14 protein-coding genes are annotated in these 20,294 nt (G+C 72.0%); 6 read left to right on the top strand and 8 right to left on the bottom strand.

Annotated features, from left to right (window positions below; genetic code table 11):
- Positions 1 to 181: 181 nt before the first annotated feature.
- The 5 genes from CP970_RS14615 to moeZ all read left to right on the top strand — a co-directional run bounded on the left by CP970_RS14615 (position 182) and on the right by moeZ (position 6,507).
- A complete protein-coding gene (locus CP970_RS14615; RefSeq protein WP_055543826.1) occupies positions 182 to 1,945 on the top strand; it encodes a DUF3492 domain-containing protein in 1,764 nt (587 codons plus the stop codon).
- Positions 1,942 to 3,354: a hypothetical protein gene (locus tag CP970_RS14610; protein ID WP_224058440.1), complete on the top strand. Its 1,413-nt coding sequence runs from the start codon at positions 1,942 to 1,944 to the stop codon at positions 3,352 to 3,354. Before CP970_RS14615 ends, CP970_RS14610 begins: the two co-directional genes overlap by 4 nt.
- Positions 3,355 to 3,574: 220 nt before the next feature.
- Positions 3,575 to 4,528, top strand: coding sequence for an NAD-dependent epimerase/dehydratase family protein (locus CP970_RS14605; RefSeq protein WP_055553343.1), 954 nt, complete (start codon positions 3,575 to 3,577; stop codon positions 4,526 to 4,528).
- Entirely contained in the window at positions 4,516 to 5,265 is a 750-nt protein-coding gene (locus CP970_RS14600; protein WP_055553341.1) for a spherulation-specific family 4 protein, read from the top strand. The genes CP970_RS14605 and CP970_RS14600 overlap by 13 nt, the downstream gene beginning before the upstream one ends.
- A 63-nt stretch (positions 5,266 to 5,328) precedes the next feature.
- Positions 5,329 to 6,507 (top strand): adenylyltransferase/sulfurtransferase MoeZ, encoded by a 1,179-nt coding sequence (gene moeZ / locus CP970_RS14595; RefSeq protein WP_055553339.1) that lies wholly within the window; start codon positions 5,329 to 5,331, stop codon positions 6,505 to 6,507.
- A gap of 143 nt (positions 6,508 to 6,650) precedes the next feature.
- Here the strand turns inward: moeZ and CP970_RS14590 are convergent, their stop codons facing one another.
- From CP970_RS14590 to CP970_RS14555, 8 genes are all read right to left on the bottom strand, one after another.
- On the bottom strand, positions 6,651 to 8,264 hold the full coding sequence (locus tag CP970_RS14590) for an alpha/beta hydrolase (protein WP_055553337.1): 1,614 nt from the start codon (positions 8,262 to 8,264) through the stop codon (positions 6,651 to 6,653).
- Positions 8,265 to 8,374: 110 nt separating this feature from the next.
- A complete protein-coding gene (locus CP970_RS14585) occupies positions 8,375 to 9,916 on the bottom strand; it encodes an alpha/beta hydrolase (protein ID WP_055553335.1) in 1,542 nt (513 codons plus the stop codon).
- A 251-nt stretch (positions 9,917 to 10,167) separates the two neighbouring features.
- On the bottom strand, positions 10,168 to 11,565 hold the full coding sequence (gene hemG / locus CP970_RS14580; RefSeq protein ID WP_224058435.1) for a protoporphyrinogen oxidase: 1,398 nt from the start codon (positions 11,563 to 11,565) through the stop codon (positions 10,168 to 10,170).
- Complete coding sequence (locus tag CP970_RS14575) at positions 11,562 to 12,809, bottom strand: TIGR04053 family radical SAM/SPASM domain-containing protein (protein WP_150493384.1); 1,248 nt, start codon at positions 12,807 to 12,809, stop codon at positions 11,562 to 11,564. The genes hemG and CP970_RS14575 overlap by 4 nt, the downstream gene beginning before the upstream one ends.
- Positions 12,806 to 13,528, bottom strand: a complete 723-nt coding sequence (gene narI, locus CP970_RS14570; RefSeq protein WP_150493382.1) for a respiratory nitrate reductase subunit gamma — start codon at positions 13,526 to 13,528, stop codon at positions 12,806 to 12,808. The genes CP970_RS14575 and narI overlap by 4 nt, the downstream gene beginning before the upstream one ends.
- On the bottom strand, positions 13,528 to 14,145 hold the full coding sequence (gene narJ, locus CP970_RS14565) for a nitrate reductase molybdenum cofactor assembly chaperone (RefSeq protein ID WP_150493380.1): 618 nt from the start codon (positions 14,143 to 14,145) through the stop codon (positions 13,528 to 13,530). Before narJ ends, narI begins: the two co-directional genes overlap by 1 nt.
- Positions 14,142 to 15,683, bottom strand: coding sequence for a nitrate reductase subunit beta (gene narH, locus CP970_RS14560; RefSeq protein ID WP_055548374.1), 1,542 nt, complete (start codon positions 15,681 to 15,683; stop codon positions 14,142 to 14,144). The genes narJ and narH overlap by 4 nt, the downstream gene beginning before the upstream one ends.
- A 21-nt stretch (positions 15,684 to 15,704) precedes the next feature.
- The gene (locus CP970_RS14555; protein WP_055548372.1) at positions 15,705 to 19,361 is read right to left on the bottom strand and encodes a nitrate reductase subunit alpha; all 3,657 of its coding nucleotides are present in this window, start codon (positions 19,359 to 19,361) and stop codon (positions 15,705 to 15,707) included.
- Positions 19,362 to 19,514: 153 nt separating this feature from the next.
- Here CP970_RS14555 and CP970_RS14550 point away from each other — a divergent pair, with 153 nt between their 5' ends.
- Positions 19,515 to 20,282, top strand: a complete 768-nt coding sequence (locus CP970_RS14550; RefSeq protein WP_055548370.1) for a YwiC-like family protein — start codon at positions 19,515 to 19,517, stop codon at positions 20,280 to 20,282.
- Positions 20,283 to 20,294 lie beyond the last annotated feature (12 nt).

The raw sequence follows: 20,294 nt of genomic DNA, 5'->3' as shown, positions 1-20,294 counted from the left end.
CTTCCCGGGTGCTATAGCGCGACGGAACGCTACCGACGCGGGAAAGTTACGGCCGTTCACCCCTTCTGGTGGCGCGATGGACAACCGTCCATCGCGCCACCGGCATGACCGCATACGTTCGTCCCGCTGCGAGCCGCCGGACCAACGGCGGCTCCTCAAACGGGAGATCGGGGGTGCACTCGTGCGCATCGGACTGCTTACGGAGGGTGGCTATCCGTATGTGAGCGGTGAGGCCAGGCTGTGGTGCGACCGGCTCGTGCGAGGGCTGGAGCGGCACGAATTCGACGTCTACGCGCTCAGCCGCGGCAGGCAGCAGGAGGAGCAGGGCTGGATCGCCCTCCCGCCCCAGGTCAGCCGGGTGCGCACGGCGCCGCTGTGGACCGCCGACGATGCCGCGCTGTCCGGCGCGGGCCCCCGGGGAGGCCATGGAAGGCGGGCCAGGCGCCGGTTCACGGAGTGCTTCGGGGAGCTGGCGGCGGTGATCTGCCGGGGCGATTCCGGGGGCGGCGCGGCCGACGCGGCGCACAGCTCCCAGGATGTGGCGGACCGTTTCGGCAACGCGCTGTACGGACTCGCCGAACTCGCCCGCGACGAAGGCGGCCTGGCCGGTGCCCTGCGCTCCGAGGCCGCCGTGCGCGCCCTGGAGAGCGCCTGCCGTGCGCCCGGCGCGCTGCGCGCCGCCCGCACCGTCCGGGTCCCCGACCTGCTCGCCGTCGCGGGCCTCATCGAGCGCGCGCTGCGCCCCCTCTCCCTCGACTGGTACGCCGACGACGCGCTCGGCGCGGTCGATCTGTGCCATGCCACCTCCGGCGGACCCGCGGCGCTGCCAGGGCTGCTTGCCAGGCACTTCGCCGGAGTGCCGCTGCTCGTCACCGAGTACGGGGTGCAGCTGCGCGCGCACTACCTCGCCGCGGGCGACACCGGCCTGAGCGCCCCCGCACGCGCCCTGCTCGCCTCCTTCCACGGCCTGCTCGCCGCCGAGGTGTACGACAGGGCCACCCTCATCACCCCCGGCAACACGCACGCCCGCCGCTGGCAGGAGCGCTGCGGCGCCGACCGGGCCAAGCTGCGCACGGTCTACCCCGGCATGGCGTCGGACCGCTTCACGGATGTCGGCGAGAGCGGCTACGACGACCTCACCGCCGACCGCGGCACCCTCTTGTGGGTCGGCCGCATCGAGCCCGCCAAGGACCTGATCTCCCTGCTGCACGCCTTCGCGGACGTCCGCAAGGAGGAGCCCGGCGCGCGGCTGCGCATCGTCGGGGCGCCCGCCGAAGGGCCCGAGGCGGCCGCCTATCTGGCGCACTGCAGGGCGCTCGCCGCGCAGCTCTTCCCGGACGAGGCCGACGGCGCGCACGCGGTCGGCGACAACCCCGTCTCCTTCGAGGAGATCGGCGGGCCCGAGACCCCGGAGCTCGCCGACGCGTACGCGGCCGCGGGCGTCGTCGTCCTGTCGAGCGTCGTCGAGGGCTTCCCGATCAGCCTCGTCGAGGCCATGTACTGCGGCCGCGCGACCGTCTCGACGGACGTCGGCGCGGTCGTGGAGGTCATCGGCGGCACGGGTCTCGTCGTGCCGCCGCGCAATCCGCGGGCGCTCGCGGAGGCGTGCGTGGCGCTCCTGCGCGACCCCGAGCGCTGTGCGCGCCTGGGCGCGGCGGCGCGGGCGAGGGCGCTCGAACTCTTCACCGTCGAGCAGAACGTCGCGGCCTTCCGCGGGATCTATCTGGAGATCGTCTCGCACTGCCCGGTGCGCAGGGAGGCCCTCGACGAGTCGGGCGAACCGGTGCCGTTCGCGAACCCCGCGGAGGCGTCCGTGCCGGGCCGCTGGGCGGTCGCGGTGGGGCGCGCGTCCGGCATGGAGCCCGGCAGCGAGAGCGCGGGGGTGCCGAGGTGGGCCGTGGAACGTGTGCCCGCGGACGCCGAGTTGAAGGGGGCGGCCGTATGAACGGCGTGGAGCGGCAGGGATCCGACGCGGTGGACGCGCCCCGGGCGCCGCGGGGCGCGGACGGCTGGGACGCGCGGTCGGAGGAGCTTCTCGCGGGCGCGGCAACGGAGTTGATGCCGGGGGAGCCGGGGGCGTCAGTCCGGGTTCCTGAGTTCGGGGCGTCGATTCCTGCCTTTGGGGAGGCGGGTTCGGGATCCGGTGCGGGTGCGGGTGCCGGTGCGGGCAGGGCGGGGCGCGCGCGGGCCGCGGTCGCCAAGGTGGGGCGGCGCGGCGGCGTCGACCCCGTGAAAGCGCTGATGCACCGGCACCGTGAGTTGTGCGCCCGCGCCGTCGACCCGCTGGAGATCGCCGCGGGCCTGGAGGCGCACGGCGTGACCGACAGGGCCGCGGCCCGCTTCCGCCACCGTGATGTGTTCGCCCTGGCCGAGGAGATGTACGCGCGCGTGCCGCGCGCCGGCGACGACGACACCGACCACGCGTCGCCGAGCGCCGCCGACGGCGTACCGGGCGTGCCCGAAGTACCCCGGGGGTGGGCCCTGTTCGCGCTGCTGCCCGGTGCGGTGTGCGCGCTCGCCGTCGGCGGAATCGCCCTCTCCGCAGGAGCCGCGCGGCTCGCGCTGGGGCTCGGGGGCGCGGTCGCCGTGGCGGTGGCCCTGCGCATCGCCCTCCGGTACGGGCCACTGCGCACCTCGGCCCGTCCGGCGCCGTCCACGCGCGCGTGGACGTGCTTCCTCCTCGCGTACGCACTCCTGGGCGACGGGCTGTTGGCGGGCGCCGTGGCGGGCGGACCCGACGAGCTCTGGACGCCGTCCTTCGCCGCGGCCCTCGCTCTCTCCCTCGCCGTCGCGCCCGCGATCTGGTGCGCCCGGCTGTTCGCCGTGCGGGCCGGGGGGCGGCTCGGGGCCAGCCGCGGACTCGATGAATTCGCCCACGCGGTGCGGCCGTTGCTCCTCGGCGCGGTCGGCATCTTCCTGGCGGCGCTCGCGGCCCTCCTCGTGCTGTCCGGTGCGGTGCTGGGCGAGTGGGGCGATGCGCCCGGCGGCGTGCCGGGCGGCGCGTCCGGTGCCGCGCTCGGCGACGTGTCCGGCGGTGCCCTCGGCGGGGCCGGTGCGCTCGGGGCGCTGCTGCTGCTCGCACGGCTGCTCGGGGCGTACGGCTCCACGCGGGCGCCCGCCCTGCTGCTCGGCGCGGCCGGTGCGGCCGAAGCGGTGGCCGTGGCCCTGGTGTTCGCGGGGCGGCTGCCCGGCTGCGAGGTGCTCGCGGAACCCGTCACGGCCGTCGTCGACGTCTGGGGCCCCGGCGCCGTACCCACCCTCGCCTGCGGCATCGCGGCCCTCGCCCTGCTGATCCACGCGACCAGGACCCTGACCAGGGCCTCCGCCCACGCCCGCCCCGGCGACGCGCTGTGAACCGGCGCGACGCGAGCGCCCGCGTCGGGAGCGCCCCCGACCGCACCTCAGCCCGCCCCGCAGGGGCCCTCGCGCACCACCGTGCAGACCACTCTCCCGCGGGGCCGACACCGCGGGCCTTATCCCGTGCACCACGGCAACCTCCCGAAGGAGAAAGACAGATGATCACCCGCAGCCGCCTCCACCTCCGCCTCCGCGCGGTAACCCCGGGAGGCCCCCGATGAGGGTGCTGCTGATCGGAGCCAACGGCTACCTCGGCCGCTTCGTCGCCGACCGGTTGCTCGCCGACCCGGCGGTGCAGCTGACCGCGCTCGGCCGCGGCGACGACTCGGACGTACGCTTCGACCTCGCGAGCGGCAGTCCCGGCGCGCTGACCCGCTTCCTCGACGCGGTGCACCCGGGCGTCGTCATCAACTGCGCGGGTGCCACGCGAGGGGGTGCCCGCGAGCTGACCCGGCACAACACCGTCGCCGTCGCCACCATCTGCGAGGCCCTGCGCCGCAGCGGCTGCGGGGCCCGGCTCGTGCAGCTGGGCTGCGGCGCCGAATACGGGCCGAGCCAGCCGGGATCCTCGACCGCGGAGGACGCGGTGCCACGGCCCGGCGGGCCCTACGGCGTCAGCAAGCTGGCGGCCACCGAACTCGTGCTCGGCTCCGGGCTCGACGCCGTCGTCCTGCGCGTGTTCTCGCCCGCGGGCCCCGGCACCCCCGCGGGCTCCCCGCTCGGGCGGCTCGCGGAGGCCATGCGGCGCGCCATGCAGGCGGGCGACGGCGAGCTCAAGCTCGGCGGCCTCGGCGTGCAGCGGGACTTCGTCGACGTACGGGACGTGGCGCGCGCCGTGCACGCCGCCTCGCTCTCCGCCGCCCAGGGCGTGGTGAACATCGGCGCGGGCCGCGCCGTGCGGCTGCGCGACGCGGCCGCCGTGCTCGCCCGCGTCGCGGGATACGGCGGTGCGCTGCACGAACTGGACCAGGTGCCCGTACGGCCATCCATCGGGCACCCCCGCACCGAATCAGAGCACGGGGCCCCGGCCGCGTACCCCTACCCGGACGGCTGCGGCAGCTGGCAGCAGGCGGACGTGCGCACCGCGCGCGACCGGCTCGGCTGGCGGCCCCGCATCAACCTCGAAGAGTCACTCGCCGACATCTGGATGGAGGCCGCATGCCGCATCTGACCAGGACCGCTTGGGGCACCGCGAGCACCGACGTACGCATCGGCTTCGGCATTCCGGGCTTCGCCCACCCGCTCGTGGCCGCCGCCGAATGGTCCGAACTCACCCGCCCAGGAACCCCTTTGAAGTGGGTTGTCCTGAATGTCGCGAACGGACCAGGGGAGCGCCCCGATCCACACTGCCTGGAGGCGGCGGGGCGGCTGCGGAACGCGGGCGTCCGCGTCCTCGGGCACCTCGACATGACGTACGGCGCCCGCCCCTTCGGCGAGTTGGTCTCCGACGCCCACCGCTATCTCGACTGGTACCAGGTCGACGGCTTCTCGCTGGACCGCTGTCCCACCGAGCGGGCCGCGCTGCCCGAGGTCCGCAGGACGGTCGCGACGCTGCGCGCACTGATCGACGACGCGCACATCGTGCTCGGCCACGGCACCCATCCGTACCCCGGATATGCCGAGACCGGCGACCAGTTGGTGACCTTCACGGGCCCGTGGAGCGACTACCGCTGGTCGCAGGTGGCCGAGTGGACCGCCGACTATCCGCCCGAGCGTTTCTGCCACTTCGTGCACGGCATGCCGCGCGGGCATCTGGAGGAGGCGTTGCGCATCGCGCGCTGGCAGGGCGCCTCGACGATCTACTTCACCGACCGGGTCGGTGACGGCGGTACGAACGCGCCCTGGGAGTCCATGCCCGGTTACTGGGACGAAATCGTCTCGCGCATCGGAACAGGTGTCTCGGAATGAAGGAGGGCGTGGCAGTGTTACACGCAGAACAACCGTTCCGAATTTCCGACCAACGGAGTCCCCGTGTCGCTGCCACCCCTGGTCGAGCCCGCCTCTGAGCTCACCGTCGACGAGGTCCGCAGGTACTCCCGCCACCTGATCATCCCCGATGTCGGGATGGACGGGCAGAAGCGGCTGAAGAACGCCAAGGTGCTCTGTGTGGGCGCCGGTGGTCTCGGATCGCCCGCCCTGATGTACCTGGCCGCCGCCGGTGTGGGCACGCTCGGCATCGTCGAGTTCGACGAGGTCGACGAGTCCAACCTGCAGCGCCAGATCATCCACAGCCAGGCGGACATCGGCCGCTCCAAGGCGGCGTCCGCGAAGGACTCGGTCCTCGGCATCAACCCGTACGTGAACGTGATCCTCCACGAAGAGCGGCTCGAGGCCGAGAACGTGATGGACATCTTCAGCCAGTACGACCTGATCGTCGACGGCACGGACAACTTCGCGACCCGCTACCTGGTCAACGACGCGTGCGTGCTGCTCAACAAGCCGTACGTCTGGGGTTCCATCTACCGCTTCGACGGCCAGGCCTCCGTCTTCTGGAGCGAGCACGGTCCGTGCTACCGCTGCCTCTACCCGGAGCCCCCGCCGCCCGGCATGGTCCCCTCCTGCGCCGAGGGCGGCGTCCTCGGCGTGCTGTGCGCGTCGATCGGCTCCATCCAGGTCACCGAGGCGATCAAGGTCCTCACGGGCACGGGCGACGCGCTGGTCGGCCGCCTGATGATCTACGACGCCCTGGAGATGCAGTACCGCCAGGTCAAGGTCCGCAAGGACCCCGACTGCGCGGTCTGCGGCGAGAAGCCCACCGTCACCGAGCTCATCGACTACGAGGCCTTCTGCGGCGTCGTGTCGGAGGAGGCCCAGGAGGCGGCGGCCGGTTCGACGATCACTCCCAAGCAGCTCAAGGAGTGGATCGACGGCGACGAGAAGATCGAGATCATCGACGTCCGCGAGCCGAACGAGTACGAGATCGTCTCCATCCCCGGCGCCAAGCTGATCCCCAAGAACGAGTTCCTCATGGGCACCGCCCTGGAGAGCCTTCCGCAGGACAAGAAGATCGTCTTGCACTGCAAGACGGGTGTCCGCAGTGCGGAAGTCCTCGCGGTCCTGAAGTCGGCGGGCTTCTCGGACGCGGTGCACGTGGGCGGCGGCGTGATCGGCTGGGTCAACCAGATCGAGCCCGATAAGCCGGTCTACTAGACAAGCCGGTCTACTAGGCGTAGCGCCTGAACGGAGACGGGGGGCCCGCACCTTTTGGTGCGGGCCCCCCGTTCTTGCGTCAACTGCTCGCCTTGAGGGCTCGTCCTCAAACGCCGGACGGGCTTGGTTCCCCGCGGGTTCCCTCAGGACGAGCAGACCTTGCCGTCCTTCGGGACCGTGCCGGTGAGGAGGTAGTCGTTGACCGTGCCGTCCACGCAGTCGCTGCCGTTGCCGTACGCCCCGTGGCCCTCGCCCTTCCAGGTCAGCAGCGTGCCGACGCCCTTGCCGAGCTCGTCCGCCATCTTGCGGGCGCCTTCGTAGGGGGTCGCCGGGTCGCCGGTGTTGCCGACGACGAGGATCGGGGCGGCGCCGGGGGCGCTCACCTCGGGGGACTCGTACTGTCCGGCCACCGGCCAGTCGTGGCACCAGCCCGCCGTGTCCCAGCCGAGGAACTCGCCGAAGACCGGGGAGATCTCACGGAACCGGCCGAGCCGCTGCTTCGCCTCCTCCGGAGTCGTCCGCGCCTTGTCGTCCAGGCAGGAGATCGCCCGCTGCGAGTGGCTCTGCGTGCTGTAGTGGCCGGACGGATCGCGTTCGTTGTAGGCGTCGGCGAGCTGAAGGAGCGCCGTGCCGTCGCCCTTCTCCGCGTCCTGGAGGGCGCGGGTCAGCGTCGGCCAGGTCTGCTTGCTGTAGAGCGTGATGGTGATGCCGGTCATCGCCAGGGACTCGGTCAGCTCGCGGTCGCCCGAGGTGCGCAGCGGCTCGGCGTCGAGGCCCTTGAGCAGCTTCACGACCTTCGCGGAGCCCTTCTTCGGGTCCTCGCCGAGCGAGGTGAAGTAGTTGTCGAGGGCGCGCTGGAAACCGCGTGCCTGGTTCTCCGCGTGGCCCACGGAGTCCGCGCTGGGGTCGACGACCGCGTCGAGGGCCAGGCGGCCGACCCGCTTGGGGAACAAGTGCGCGTACGTCCCGCCGAGTTCGGTGCCGTACGAGATGCCCATGTAGTGCAGCTTGTCGTCGCCGAGGACCTGGCGCATGACGTCCATGTCGCGGGCGGCGTCGGCCGTGGAGACATGGCCGATGACCTTCTTCGCCCCGCGCGCGCAGCCCGCGCCGAAGTCGGCCGCGTCCTTGAAGTACGTCTCCTCCTCGGCCGCCGTGTCCGGCGTGAGGTCCACCTTCCGCTCGGCGGCCTGCGTCGCGCTGTCGTCGCGGCACCGCACGCCCTCGCTGGCCGCGACGCCGCGCGGGTCGAAGCTGACCAGGTCGTAGCGGGTGCGCAGCTTGTCGTACATGTCGGCGAAGGAGGGCAGCCCGGAGACGCCCGAGCCGCCGGGGCCGCCGAAGTTGAAGAGCAGGGAGCCGATGCGGTCGCTCTTCTTGCCGGTGGTCTTGGCGGTGGTCTTGGCGGTCGATGTGGCACGGATCAGGGCGATGCCGATCGTCTCGCCCTTCGGCTTCGCGTAGTCGAGGGGGACCTTGAGGGTCGAGCACTGCCATTGCGCGCCCGGCGCGGTGCCTCCCTCGGGCGCCTCGCAGCGGGACCAGTCCAGCTTCTGTGCGGTGACCGAGGGCGGCAGGGAGGAGGAGGGGTCGGGCTTCGGCGCCGCGTCCGAGCCGCTCGCCGCGGAGTCCTCGCCGCTGCTCTTGCCGCTGCCTTTGGCGTCCCCCTCGCCGTCGTCCGAAGAACAGCCGACGGCGAGCCCCGCCATCAGGACCCCGGCCGCGGCCAGGGCCGCGGAACGCACGAAACGCTGCATGGACGCGCTTCCCCCCTTGGAAGACAGTCAGGCCATAGTAGGCGGGGCCACTGACAGCGGCCGGGGCGGTGGTGCGAGTGTGGGTGTGGGTGTGGGGGCGGGTGCCGAGGTCAGCCGCAGACCGTTCCCGCCTTCGGCACGGTGCCGTCAAGGAGATAGCCGTTCACCGCGTCCCGTACGCACGCGTTCTTGCTGTCGTACGCCCCGTGGCCCTGGCCCTTGTACGTCAACTCGACCCCGACGCCCTTGCCCAGCGCCTGCGCCATCTTGCGCGCGCCTTCGTAGGGCGTGGCCGGGTCGCCCGTGTTGCCGATGACGACGATGGGCGGCGCCCCTTGCGCACCGACGTTCGGGTGGTCGGCCTGGCCCTCCACCGCCCAGTCCGTGCAGCCGACCATGCCCCAGGCCAGGTAGTCGCCGAACAGCGGTGACGCCTCGCGGAACTCGGGGAGCTTCTGATCGACGTACTCCCTGGTGTAACGCGCTTTGTCGTCCGCGCAGTTGATGGAGACGTTGGCCGCCTGGATGTTGCTGTACTCGCCGTCCTCGCTGCGTCCGTTCATCGAGTCGGACAGTGCCATGAGGATCTTGCCGTCGCCGTCGTACGCCTCTTCGAGTCCTTGGGTGAGGTACGGCCAGAAGTCCTTGGAGTACAGGGACTGCGCGATGCCGTTGGTGGCGGCGGTCTGGGTCAGTTCGCGGGGCGGCAGGCCGGTGATGGGCTTGCTGTCGAGGTCCTTGAGGAGCTTCGCGATCCGGTCCTTGACGTCCTGTTCGGTGTCGCCGACCGGGCAGTCCTCCACCTTGGAGGTGCAGTCCTTCGCGAAGTTGTCGAGCGCGAGCTGGAATCCCTCGGCCTGGCCGAGGGAGCCCTCTTCGGCCGTCTGGGTGGGGTCGACCACCGCGTCGAAGACGGCCCGGCCCACCTTCTTGGGGAACAAGTGGGCGTATACGCCGCCGAGTTCGGTGCCGTACGAGATGCCGAAGTAGTGCAGCTTGTCGTCGCCGAGGACCTGGCGCATCAGGTCCATGTCGCGGGCCGCGTCGGTGGTGCGGACGTGCGGGAGAGTCTTGCCGGAGTTCTTCTCGCAGGCGTTGTTGAACGACGTGACGTTGTCCACGAGCTTCTTCTTCTCGGCGGCGTCGTCGGGGGTGGAGTCCTGCTGGAAGTAGTCGTCCAGCTGTTCGTCGTCCTCGCACTTGATGCCCGCGCTGCGGCCGACGCCGCGGGGGTCGAAGCTGACCAGGTCGTAGCGGGTGCGCAGCTTGGCGTAGTCCGCGCCGAAGGCGGGCAGGGTGGTGACGCCCGAGCCGCCGGGGCCGCCGAAGTTGAAGACCAGGGAGCCGATGCGGTCGTCCTTGTTCCCGCTGGTCTGGGCCCTGATCAGCGCGATGTCGATCGTGTCGCCCTTGGGCTTCGCCCAGTCGAGCGGCGCCTTCATGGTGGCGCACTGCCACTCGGCGCCACCGGGCAGCGGCGACGGAGCGCCGCCGCTGCCCTCGGCGGCCGAGGGCGCGGGGCAGTCCTTCCAGCTCAGCTTCTGGTCCGGCAGGGCCTCGTCCTTGGAGTCGCCACCGCCACAGGCCGCGAGCGTGGCGACGAGCAGGGCGGCGGTGGTGGCGGCGGCACGTGGCTGGAGCAGTGTGGGCATGAGCCCATCCTGCGGGGGCTCCAGACGGCGCGCTCGGGGCGCGGGCCGTGTGGGTGAGGTGTGGGGCCGCCTCGGGCCGTGGGGCGCGCTGCTGTGGGCAAGCGTTCCGCAGGGCGGAACGGGTGGGCACAGCCCCCGGTGCCGAGGGGCGAGGGCTCGGGCCACGGTGCGGGTGGGTACGGCCATGGTGCCGAGGGGGCAGACGGGGGCACCTGCCGCGGTGTGGGCGGGCACCGGCCACGGGGCGGATCTCACCCCTCGGTGAGCGCCCGCGCGGCCCCCGTCCCAGTGGAAACGCACGCCGCGACCCCCACCCCCTCGTACGCCGCCCCGCACAGCTGGATCCCGGAGAGCTTCCCCACCGCCTCCCGGACCCGGGCGACCCGCTCCTTGTGGCCCACCCCGTACTGCGGAAGCCCCCGCTCCCAGCGAGTCACCCGCGCCGCGACGGGCTCGCCGATGGAGCCGAGCGCCTGGTGCAGCTCGATGACCGAGCTGCGCACGAGGTGCCGGTCGGGGACGTCGAGGCGGTGTTCCTCGCAGACGCGGCCGATCGAGGTGCGCAGCAGGAAGACGTCGGGCGCGGCCTCGCTCTGCCACCGCCACTTGTTGGAGAGGAACGTGGCGGCCTTGATGGTGTGGCCGTCGACGGCCGGCACCAGGAAACCGTTGCCCTCGGGCAGCGCGTCACCCCGCGCGAGCGCCTTCGTCCGGGGGAACGCCATGGTCACCACGGCGGTACTGGCGTGCTGGATGGCGCCGAGATCCGCGTCGGCGAGCGGCGCGTGCGGACGCAGTAGTTCGGCCGCCTCGTACGCGGGCACCGCGAGGACCACCGCGTCCGCCTCCATCAGGAGCGGCCCGTCACTGGTCACGGCGAGCACCCGCCACCGCCCCGCCGCGGTGCGCTGCAGCTCACGCGCGCGCGTGCCGGTCAGTATCCGCGCGCCGCTCGCCTCGGCGACGGCCCGCGGCAGGCGACCGGTGCCGCCGCGCAGCCCCTGGACCGGGACGACCCTGGGGCCCTGCGCCGCGCCCCGGGGCGTACGCATCCTCCGCAGCGCGGACAGCAGCGGCTCGCCCCGCTCCGCGACCGCCGCCACCCGCGGCAGCGCCGCCCGCAGCGAGAGCCGGTCGGGGCGGCCCGCGTACACCCCGCCGAGCAGCGGCTCCACCAGGCGGTCCACGGCCTCCTGGCCGAGCCGCCCGCCGAGGTACTCGGCCACGGACACGTCCTCCGTGAGGGCCTCGGCGGGCAGCGCCTCCTCGTGGCGGAGCCGGGCCGCGCCCTCCTCGGACAGCAGCCCGGTGCCCGCCAGCGCGTCGGGCTCGGTGGGGATGCCCATGACGTGGCCCTGCGGCAGCGGCCGCAGCGCCCCGTCCGACCACAAGGTGGTGGGCGCGGGCGCCGGATCGCACAGCTCGGCGCCGAGGCCGACGTCCTGGGCGAGCCGGACCGCCTCCGGGCGCAGCGCCATCAGCGACTCCGCGCCCTCGTCGACGGGCGCGCCCGCCAGCGTGCCCGTGCGGAGCTTGCCGCCGATGCGGGGGCCGCCCTCAAGGACGGTCACCTCCGCGTCGCCACGCAGCCGCCAGGCGGCCGTCAGACCACTGATGCCGCCGCCGACGACGATCACTGAACGCGTCATGCCGCGCTCCCTTCCGTACGGGCGGCGCGCGTGGGACGGGCAGGCGCCGCGTCCGCGAGCAGCTCCCGCAGCTCGTCCTGGTACGGGAAACTGCCCGGCTCGTACGCGCACCACGGGTCGGCGGCGAGCACCCGCCCCGTCGCCCCGTACGCACGCGAACGGGAGCCCCCGCACACGGTGTTGAACTCGCAGCGCCCGCACGCGCCGCCGAGCAGCGAGGGGTCGCGCAGCGTCGCGAAGAGCGCGGAGCCCCGGTAGATGTCGCCGAGCGGATGGTGCTTCACGTTGCCCGCCGACAGCGGCAGGAAGCCGCTGGGGTGCACCTCGCCGGTGTGCGAGACGAAGACGAAGCCGCGCCCCGAGGAGACGTCCATGGGTGGCCTGCGCACCGCGCGCCGTTCCCCGTCGTGCAGACCGAGCTCACGCGCGCGTGCAGTCAGGCGCGCGTACAGGGGGCCCAACTCGGGCGTCTCGCCGTGCCGTTCCAAAATGGTGCGCTGCAGCGCCACACGGCGGAAGTGGTGGCCCTCGGTGGTCTTGGTGGCGAGCACCGCGCCCGTGTCGTACAGGAAGTGCAGGACGTCCTCGACCTCGTCGGCGCCGAGCGCGGAGAGCTGTTCGCCGCGGCCCGTCGGGACCAGCACGAAGCCGCTCCAGAGCATCGCGCCCTCGCGCCGCACCAGGGCCGCGATGTCCGCGAGGTCCTCCAGGCTGTCACGCGTGACAGTGGTGTTGACCTGCACCTTCAGGCCCAGCTCACGGGCGGTGCGCCAGCCGTCGATGGTCCATTCGAAGACGCCGTCCACACCGCGGAAGGCGTCGTGGCGCGCGGGCGTGGACCCGTCGACGCTCAGGGACAGGGCGATGGCTCCCGCGTCCCGCACCGCCGTCAGATTGGCCCGGTCGAGCGTCGGCGTCCCCGAGGGGGAGACGGCGACGCGCAGGCCGAGCGCCGTGCCGTACGCGATGAGGTCGGTCAGGTCGGCCCGCTGGAACGGGTCGCCGCCCGTGATCACGAAGAGCGGGGACGGCTTCCCGAAGGCCGCGATCTGGTCCATCAGACGGCGGGCGTCAGCGCCGTCGAGCTCGCGCGGGTCCCGTTCGGGCTGGGCCTCGGCCCTGCAGTGCAGACAGGCCAGCGGGCACGCGCGCGTGGTCTCCCAGATGACGATGAAGGGCCGCTCGTCGACGGCGTGCCGGGGCCGCCGTACGACGCGTGCGGGGCGTGCTCCGGCGGCGCTCATGAGACGCGCTCCCAGCCGCGCTTGGGCTTGCGCCCCGCGAGCTGGCGGGGGTCGCGGCCGCGGTAGACGACGTACGGCCTGAAGAGGTACTTGAAGGGGGCGCTGACGATGTGCGCGAGCCGTGAGAAGGGGATCAGCGCGAACAGCGCGAAGCCGAAGACGATGTGCAGCTTGAAGGCGAGCGGCGCCGCGCCCATCAGGTGGTAGTCGGGCTGGAGCGTGAACAGGCTCCGGAACCACACGGAGATGCCCTCGCGGTAGTTGTAGTCGACCACTCCGGAGGAGTTCAGGACGGTCGCGATCAGGCCGAGCAGCATCGCGCCCAGCAGGACCGTGTACATCACGTGGTCGCTACGGAGCGTGGCCTTTCGTACGGCGGGCACCCGTAGGCGCCGGTAGACGAGGATGCCGATGCCCGCGGCCGCGGCGAGCCCGGCGACGGCTCCCGTGGAGACCGCCATCAGGTGGTACGCGTGGTCGCTGACGCCCACCGCGTCCGTCCAGCTGTCCGGGATCAGCAGCCCGACGACGTGGCCGAGCACCACGAACGCCATCCCGAAGTGGAAGAGCGGCGAGCCGATCCGCAGCAGGCGCGACTCGTGCAGCTGCGAGGAGTGCGTGGTCCAGCCGAACCGGTCGTAGCGCGCCCGCCACACCAGGCCCGCGATGAGGAGCGTGACGGCGACGTAGGGCATGACGCCCCACAGGAGGAGGTCCATTACGCCGGGGTCCTTTCCGGGACGGTGGGCCAGGGGAGTTCGACTCCGGGGCCGAAGGGTTCGAGCCCGACGGTCTCGCGCGGCGGCCCGCTGCGGGCGAGCGCCTTCGCCTCGGCCCGCGTCTTCGGAGAGGGCCCCGGGAGCGTCCCGCAGACCGCTTCGAGCACGCGCGCGTAGGGCGTGCCGACGTCGGTGACGGCCAGGCGGAGGAGTTCGAGTCCGGCGCGGTGCTCCTCCAGCAGGGCGGTGCCCGCGGCCTCTTCGCGCGCGGCGAACTCGAGGAGGACGGGCAGGAAGTCGGGGAGCTCCTCGGAGGCGAACTCCAGGCCGTGCTCGCGGTAGACCCGCTTGACGCGCACCAGGGAGAGCCCGCGGTTGCGGGTGTCGCCGTCGGACCACCAGGTGAGGTAGAGGCAGCGGCGGTTACGGGTGTCGAAGACGTCCGTGTAGTGCGCGGCGAGGTCCAGCGGCCGTTGCCCACGCGCGTGGGCGATGAATTCCCGCAGGGCGGGCTGGTCCACCGCTTCGTGGAGCAGGTCCAGATCCGCGTAGAGGCGCTCGTCGGGGTACTGGAGGAGCCGCCCCGCGACGAGCCGGACGAGGGCGTCGGGGGTCATGCGCTCCTCCGGGTGGGGCTGAGGTTGAGCAGGACGCGCTCTCCGGAGGCGCCGTCCGGGGCGTCGGCCACCGGACATCCTCCGGCGGCGTCCTCGAAGGGGTGCGCGTCCGCGAGGGCGTCCGCTTCGGTGCGGGCCGCGGTCGGAATCACGTACCTGTCCTCGTACTTGGCGATCGCGAGGAGACGGAACATGTCCTCCATCTCCTGCCCGGTCAGGCCGACCGCCGTGGCGATGGACTCGTCGCGCTCCTGGCCGAGGTTGACGCGGCGCATGTACGCGCGCATGGCGGCCATCCGGCGCAGCACCGCGTCCACGGCGTAGGTGTCGCCCGCCGTGAGGAGCGCGGCGAGGTACTCCACCGGGATCCGCAGCGCGTCGATGGCGCCGAACAGGTTGCCCGCGTCCTCGCCGTCCCGGCCGGCCGCGGCGACCGCCTCGACCACCGGGGAGAGCGGCGGCACGTACCAGACCATCGGCATCGTGCGGTACTCCGGGTGCAGCGGCAGCGCCACCTGGTACGTCCTGATCAGGTCGTACACGGGGGAGCGGCGGGCCGCGTCGAGCCACTCGTCGGTGATGCCGGACGCGCGCGCGGCGGCCGCGACCGCAGGGTCGTGCGGATCGAGGAAGCACTCCAACTGGGCCGGGTAGAGGTCGTGTTCGTCCTCGACCGCGGCGGCCTGCGCCACCTTGTCGGCGTCGTACAGCATCACGCCGAGGTAGCGCATGCGCCCCACGCACGTCTCGGAGCAGATCGTCGGCAGCCCGGCCTCCACGCGCGGGAAGCAGAACGTGCACTTCTCGGCCTTGCCGGTGGAGTGGTTGAAGTAGACCTTCTTGTACGGGCAGCCGGTCACGCACATCCGCCAGCCCCTGCACTGGTCCTGGTCGACCAGGACGATGCCGTCCTCCACGCGCTTGTACATCGCTCCGGAGGGGCACGAGGAGACGCACGCGGGGTTCAGGCAGTGCTCGCAGAGCCGCGGCAGGTAGAACATGAAGCTCTGCTCGAACTCGAAGCGGATCTTCTCGCCGACCTCGTCGCGGATCTTCTCGACCAGCGGGTCCTTGGGCGCGTGCTCGGGGGCGCCGCCGAGGTTGTCGTCCCAGTTCGGGCCCCACTCGATGGTGCCGATGGGCTCGCCGGTGACCTGGGCGACCGGCTTGGCGACCGGCATGTCGTCACCGGCCGGGGCGTCGGTGAGGTTCTTGTACTCGTACGTCCAGGGCTGGTAGTAGTCCGAGAGCTCCGGCAGTTCGGGGTTGGCGAAGATCTGGCCGAGCCGCTTGAGGCGCCCTCCGGCCCGCAGCCGCAGCCGCCCCGACCTGGTCCGCTCCCAGCCGCCGCGCCACCGCTCCTGGTCCTCCCAGCGGCGCGGATAGCCCTGTCCCGGGAGCGTCTCGACGTTGTTGAACCAGACGTACTCGGTGCCTTTGCGGTTGGTCCACGCCTGCTTGCAGGTGACCGAACAGGTGTGGCAGCCGATGCACTTGTCGAGGTTCATGACCATGGCTACTTGGGCCATCACGCGCATGGTGTCAGTACTCCGGGGCTTCTAGTAGGACACGGTCTGCGAGCGGCGGCGGATGACCGTCACCTCGTCGCGCTGGTTGCCGGTCGGGCCGAGGTAGTTGAAGGCCCAGGTCAACTGGGCGTAGCCGCCGACCAGATGGGTGGGCTTGAGCATGATCCGGGTGAGCGAGTTGTGGATGCCGCCCCGGCGGCCCGTCTTCTGCGTCTTCGGGACGCCGACCGTGCGCTCCTGCGCGTGGTTCATGTAGACCGTGCCGGGCGGCATCTTGTGCGAGACGATCGCGCGGGCGGTGATGACGCCGTTGCGGTTCACGGCCTCGATCCACTCGTTGTCGCGGACGCCGATGGCCTCCGCGTCCTGCGGCGACATCCACACGGTCTGCCCGCCGCGCCCCAGCGACATCATGTAGAGGTTGTCCTGGTACATGGAGTGGATCGCCCACTTGTTGTGCGGGGTCAAGAAGCGCACCGCGACCTCACGGCCGTCCGTTCGAGATCCCAACTCGGGCTCTCCGTAGAGGCGGTGCATGTTCAGCGGCGGCTTGTAGACGGGCAGCGCCTCGCCGACCTCGTGGATCCAGTCGTGGTCGATGAAGAAGTGCTGCCGCCCGGTGAGCGTGTGCCAGGGCTTCAGGTGCTCGGTGTTGACGGTGAACGCGGTGTAGCGGCGCCCGCCCGACTCGCTGCCCGACCACTCCGGAGACGTGATGACCGGCACCGGGCGGGCCTGGGTGTCCGCGAACGTGATGCGCTTGCCCTCCGCCTCGGCCGCCAGGTGCGCCAGATCCGTCCCGACGCGCTTCTCCAGGGTCTTGAAGCCCTGAGTGGCCAGGCGGCCGTTGGAGGTCCCGGAGAGCGACAGGATCGCCTCGCAGGCCCGCTGCGCGGTGTCCAGACGCGGCCTGCCGTCCGCGACGCCGCCGCGCACCGTGCCGTTCTTCTCCTTCAAGTACGCGATTTCCTCCGCGACGTCGAAGGTGACCGCCTTCGTGGTGACCCCGAGCCCGTCGACCAGCGGGCCGAGCGCCGCGAACTTCTCCCCGACCGCTCCGTAGTCGCGCTCCACGACGGCGAGGTTGTACATGGTGCGCCCCGGGACCGGCTCGCACTCGCCCTTCGACCAGTCGAGGGCGACCCCGCCGGGCTGGGCCATCTCGCCGCCCGGAGTGTCGTGCTGCAGCGCCGTGGCGACCAGATCGCGGCGTACGCCCAGGTGCTCGCCCGCGAGTTCGCCGAAGCGCCGGGCCACCGCGTGGAACGCGTCGTAGTCGGTGCGCGCCTGCCAGGGCGGGTCCACGGCCGGTGTGAAGGCGTGCAGGAAGGGATGCATGTCGGTGGACGACAGATCGTGCTTCTCGTACCAGGTGGCGGCAGGCAGGACGACATCGGAGAGCAGCGTCGTGGACGTCATCCGGAAGTCGAGGCAGAGCAGCAGATCGAGCTTGCCCTCGACGTCGTCGGCGTGCCACTTCACATCGCGCGGCGCGCAACGCGGCCCGTCCTCGGGCAGGTTGGAGTGGGTGCCGAGCAGATGCTTCAGGAAGTACTCGTTGCCCTTGGAGGACGAGCCGAGCAGGTTGGCCCGCCATACGTTGAGCACGCGCGGCCAGTTGCCCGGCGCGTCGGGATCCTCGCCCGCGAAGCCCAGCGTGCCCTCCTTGAGTTCGCGGACGGTGCTCGCCACCGGGTCGTCGGCCTCGCCGAGATCCAGCGGATTGCGGTCGAAGGTCGGGTAGGACGGCATCCAGCCCATCCGCGCCGACGCGGCCAGGCAGTCGGCGCCGGACATCCCCTCGAAGCGGCCTTCGCCGAGCGGCGAAGCGAGGGACTCGGCGGGCAGCGTGTCGTAGCGCCACTGGTCGGTGTGGAGGTAGAACCAGCCCGCGCCGATCATGTGCCGGGGCGGCCGCGCCCAGTCGGACGCGCTCGCGAGCGTCGCCCAGCCGGTCACCGGGCGGCACTTCTCCTGCCCTACGTAGTGACCCCATCCGCCGCCGTTGCGCCCCTGGCAGCCGGTGAGCGTGAGCAGCGCGAGGAAGGTCCGGTAGATGGTCTCGGAGTGGAACCAGTGGTTGGTGCCCGCGCCCATCAGGATCATGCAGCGGCCCTGCGACGCCTCGGCGGTCTCGGCGAACTCCCGCGCCACGCGCGTGGCCTGCGCCGCCGGTACCGAGGTGAGCGTCTCCTGCCAGGCGGGCGTGCCGGGCTGGGAGGCGTCTTCGTAGGAGTCGGGCCACTCACCGGGCAGCCCCGCGCGCGGGACGCCGTACTGGGCGAGCATCAGGTCCAGGACGGTGGTGACCAGACGGCCGCCGATCCGGCGCACCGGCACTCCCCGGCGGATGACGCCGTCCGCGTCGTCCTCGAAGCGGGGCAGCAGGATCTCCGCGCTCTCGGCGCCCTCCCCGTGCAGCGTGAGCCGGGGCACGGTGTCGCCGAGGTCGAGATTCCAGTCGGGGGTCTCCGACTCGCCCCAGCGGTGGCCGAGCGTGCCGCCCGGCACCGTCGGCTCGCCGCTCGCGTCGTCGATCAGGACGGTCTTCCACCGCGCGTTCTCCGTCTCCTCGCCGAGGTCGGCCGCGGTGAGGAACTTGTGCGGTACGAGGCCCTTTTCGGTCTCGTCGAGAGTGACCAGGAAAGGGAGATCCGTATAACGGCGTACATAGTCCTCGAAGAACGGCGTCTGCCGGTCGACGAAGAATTCCTTGAGGATGACGTGGCCCATGGCGAGGGCCAGCGCGCCGTCCGTGCCGGGATGCGGGTGCATCCACTCGTCCGCGAATTTCGTGTTGTCCGCGAAGTCCGGCGAAACGGTGACGACCTTCTGCCCCCGATAGCGTGCCTCGGTCATCCAGTGCGCGTCCGGCGTCCGCGTCACCGGAACGTTGGAGCCCCACATCATCAAATACGCGGCGTCCCACCAGTCGCCCGATTCCGGCACGTCGGTCTGGTCTCCGAACACCTGCGGCGAAGCCACCGGAAGATCCGCGTACCAGTCGTAGAAGGAGAGCATCGGGGCGCCGATGAGGGAATGGAAACGCGCGCCCGCGGCATGCGACGCCATGGACATCGCGGGAATGGGGGAGAAGCCCGCGACCCGGTCGGGGCCGTGCTCCTTGATGGTGTGGACGTGCGCGGCCGCGACGATCTCGACGGCCTCGTCCCACGTCGCCCGTACCAGACCGCCCTTGCCGCGGGCCTGCTGGTACTTCCTGCGGCGCGCCGGATCGGCCTGGATGTCCGCCCAGGCGAGCACCGGGTCCTTCAGCCGGGACTTCGCCTCCCGGTACATCTCCAGAAGCGTGCCGCGCACATGGGGATAGCGCACGCGTGTCGGCGAATACGTGTACCAGGAGAAAGAGGCGCCGCGCGGACATCCCCGGGGTTCGTATTCGGGACGGTCGGGTCCGACGGACGGATAGTCCGTGGCCTGCGTCTCCCAGGTGATGATGCCGTCCTTGACGTACACCTTCCAACGGCACGATCCCGTGCAATTCACGCCGTGCGTGGAATAGACGACCTTGTCGTGGCTCCAGCGGTCCCGGTAGAAGGCTTCGCCGTCCCGGCCCCCGATGTGCTGCACCCGGTGCAGATCATCGGACGTCTCAGCGGTACGGGAAAAGAAACTCCCGGCCTTCACGAGCGTCTCCGCGACGTCTTTTCTCTGCTGCAACGTCACATCTCCTGGGCGTCCCGAAGAAAAGGCCGCACGGCACGTGCCGCCTGCATCGACCCTAAGCCTCAATTCGGTTGCCACCCCGGGGACTTAGGTCCCGTACAGGCGTGACCTCCTGCCGGAATTCCGCGGGCCCTGTGCTGCCAGACTGGCCGCATGGCCAAGAAGAAGAGGGGCGTGCTCCGCACCTGGCTGCCGAATCAGCACGGCGCGTGGGCGATGCTCGCGGTGCCCTTCGCGGCGGGCGTCTTCCTCCCCGACGGACCGGGGCAGGGCCCCCGGTGGGCCCATCTGCCGCTCTTCGCCGCCTGGTTGACGGGGTACATCGCCGCCTTCCACGTACAGCAGTGGCTCAGGCTGCGCCGCATCTCCCGCAACCCGCGCGCCCCGCGCCGTCACGTGCGCCCCGCCCTGGGCTCGACGGCGCTCTGCGCGGCCTGCGGAGTGCCCCTCCTGTTCGGCTACCCGTGGCTGCTGCTCGCGGCGGCCTGCGCGGCCCCCTTCGTGGCGCTCAACACCTGGTACGCCCGGCGGAACAGGGAACGGGCGCTCCTCAACGGCCTGGCGGCCGTGGTCCCCGCCTGCGGCATGCTCCTGGTGACCCTGCGGATGGGCGGCGGCGACCTCACCGACGGCTGGCGCCCCGCCCTGGCCTGCCTGCTCTTCTTCGTCGGGACGGTGCCGTACGTGAAGACGATGATCCGCGAGCGCGGCTCACGCGCCTACTACGGGGCGTCGGTGACCTACCACGCGCTCGCGGTGCCCGCCGCGTACGCGCTGAACCCCTGGCTCGCGGTCCCGTTCGCGGCCTACCTGGCCCGCGCGGCACTCCTGCCCGGCAAGGGCGTGAAGGTGCCGGTGGTCGGCGCGGTGGAGGTCGTCGGGGCCGCACTGCTCCTGACGGCACTCCTGCTGCTGTTCTGAAGGGGGCGCCCC

This window comes from Streptomyces kanamyceticus, from assembly GCF_008704495.1.
Lineage (GTDB): Bacteria > Actinomycetota > Actinomycetes > Streptomycetales > Streptomycetaceae > Streptomyces > Streptomyces kanamyceticus.
This window is presented reverse-complemented; position numbering and strand designations above follow the sequence as displayed.

Coding starts and splice junctions, on each gene's coding strand:
- CP970_RS14585 (WP_055553335.1), bottom strand. CDS start 9,916: ATGCCCACACTGCTCCAGCCACGTGCCGCCGCCACCACCGCCGCCCTG.
- narJ (WP_150493380.1), bottom strand. CDS start 14,145: ATGACCCCCGACGCCCTCGTCCGGCTCGTCGCGGGGCGGCTCCTCCAG.
- CP970_RS14575 (WP_150493384.1), bottom strand. CDS start 12,809: ATGAGCGCCGCCGGAGCACGCCCCGCACGCGTCGTACGGCGGCCCCGG.
- CP970_RS14610 (WP_224058440.1), top strand. CDS start 1,942: ATGAACGGCGTGGAGCGGCAGGGATCCGACGCGGTGGACGCGCCCCGG.
- CP970_RS14550 (WP_055548370.1), top strand. CDS start 19,515: ATGGCCAAGAAGAAGAGGGGCGTGCTCCGCACCTGGCTGCCGAATCAG.
- hemG (WP_224058435.1), bottom strand. CDS start 11,565: ATGACGCGTTCAGTGATCGTCGTCGGCGGCGGCATCAGTGGTCTGACG.
- narH (WP_055548374.1), bottom strand. CDS start 15,683: ATGCGCGTGATGGCCCAAGTAGCCATGGTCATGAACCTCGACAAGTGC.
- CP970_RS14605 (WP_055553343.1), top strand. CDS start 3,575: ATGAGGGTGCTGCTGATCGGAGCCAACGGCTACCTCGGCCGCTTCGTC.
- CP970_RS14600 (WP_055553341.1), top strand. CDS start 4,516: ATGCCGCATCTGACCAGGACCGCTTGGGGCACCGCGAGCACCGACGTA.
- narI (WP_150493382.1), bottom strand. CDS start 13,528: ATGGACCTCCTCCTGTGGGGCGTCATGCCCTACGTCGCCGTCACGCTC.
- CP970_RS14590 (WP_055553337.1), bottom strand. CDS start 8,264: ATGCAGCGTTTCGTGCGTTCCGCGGCCCTGGCCGCGGCCGGGGTCCTG.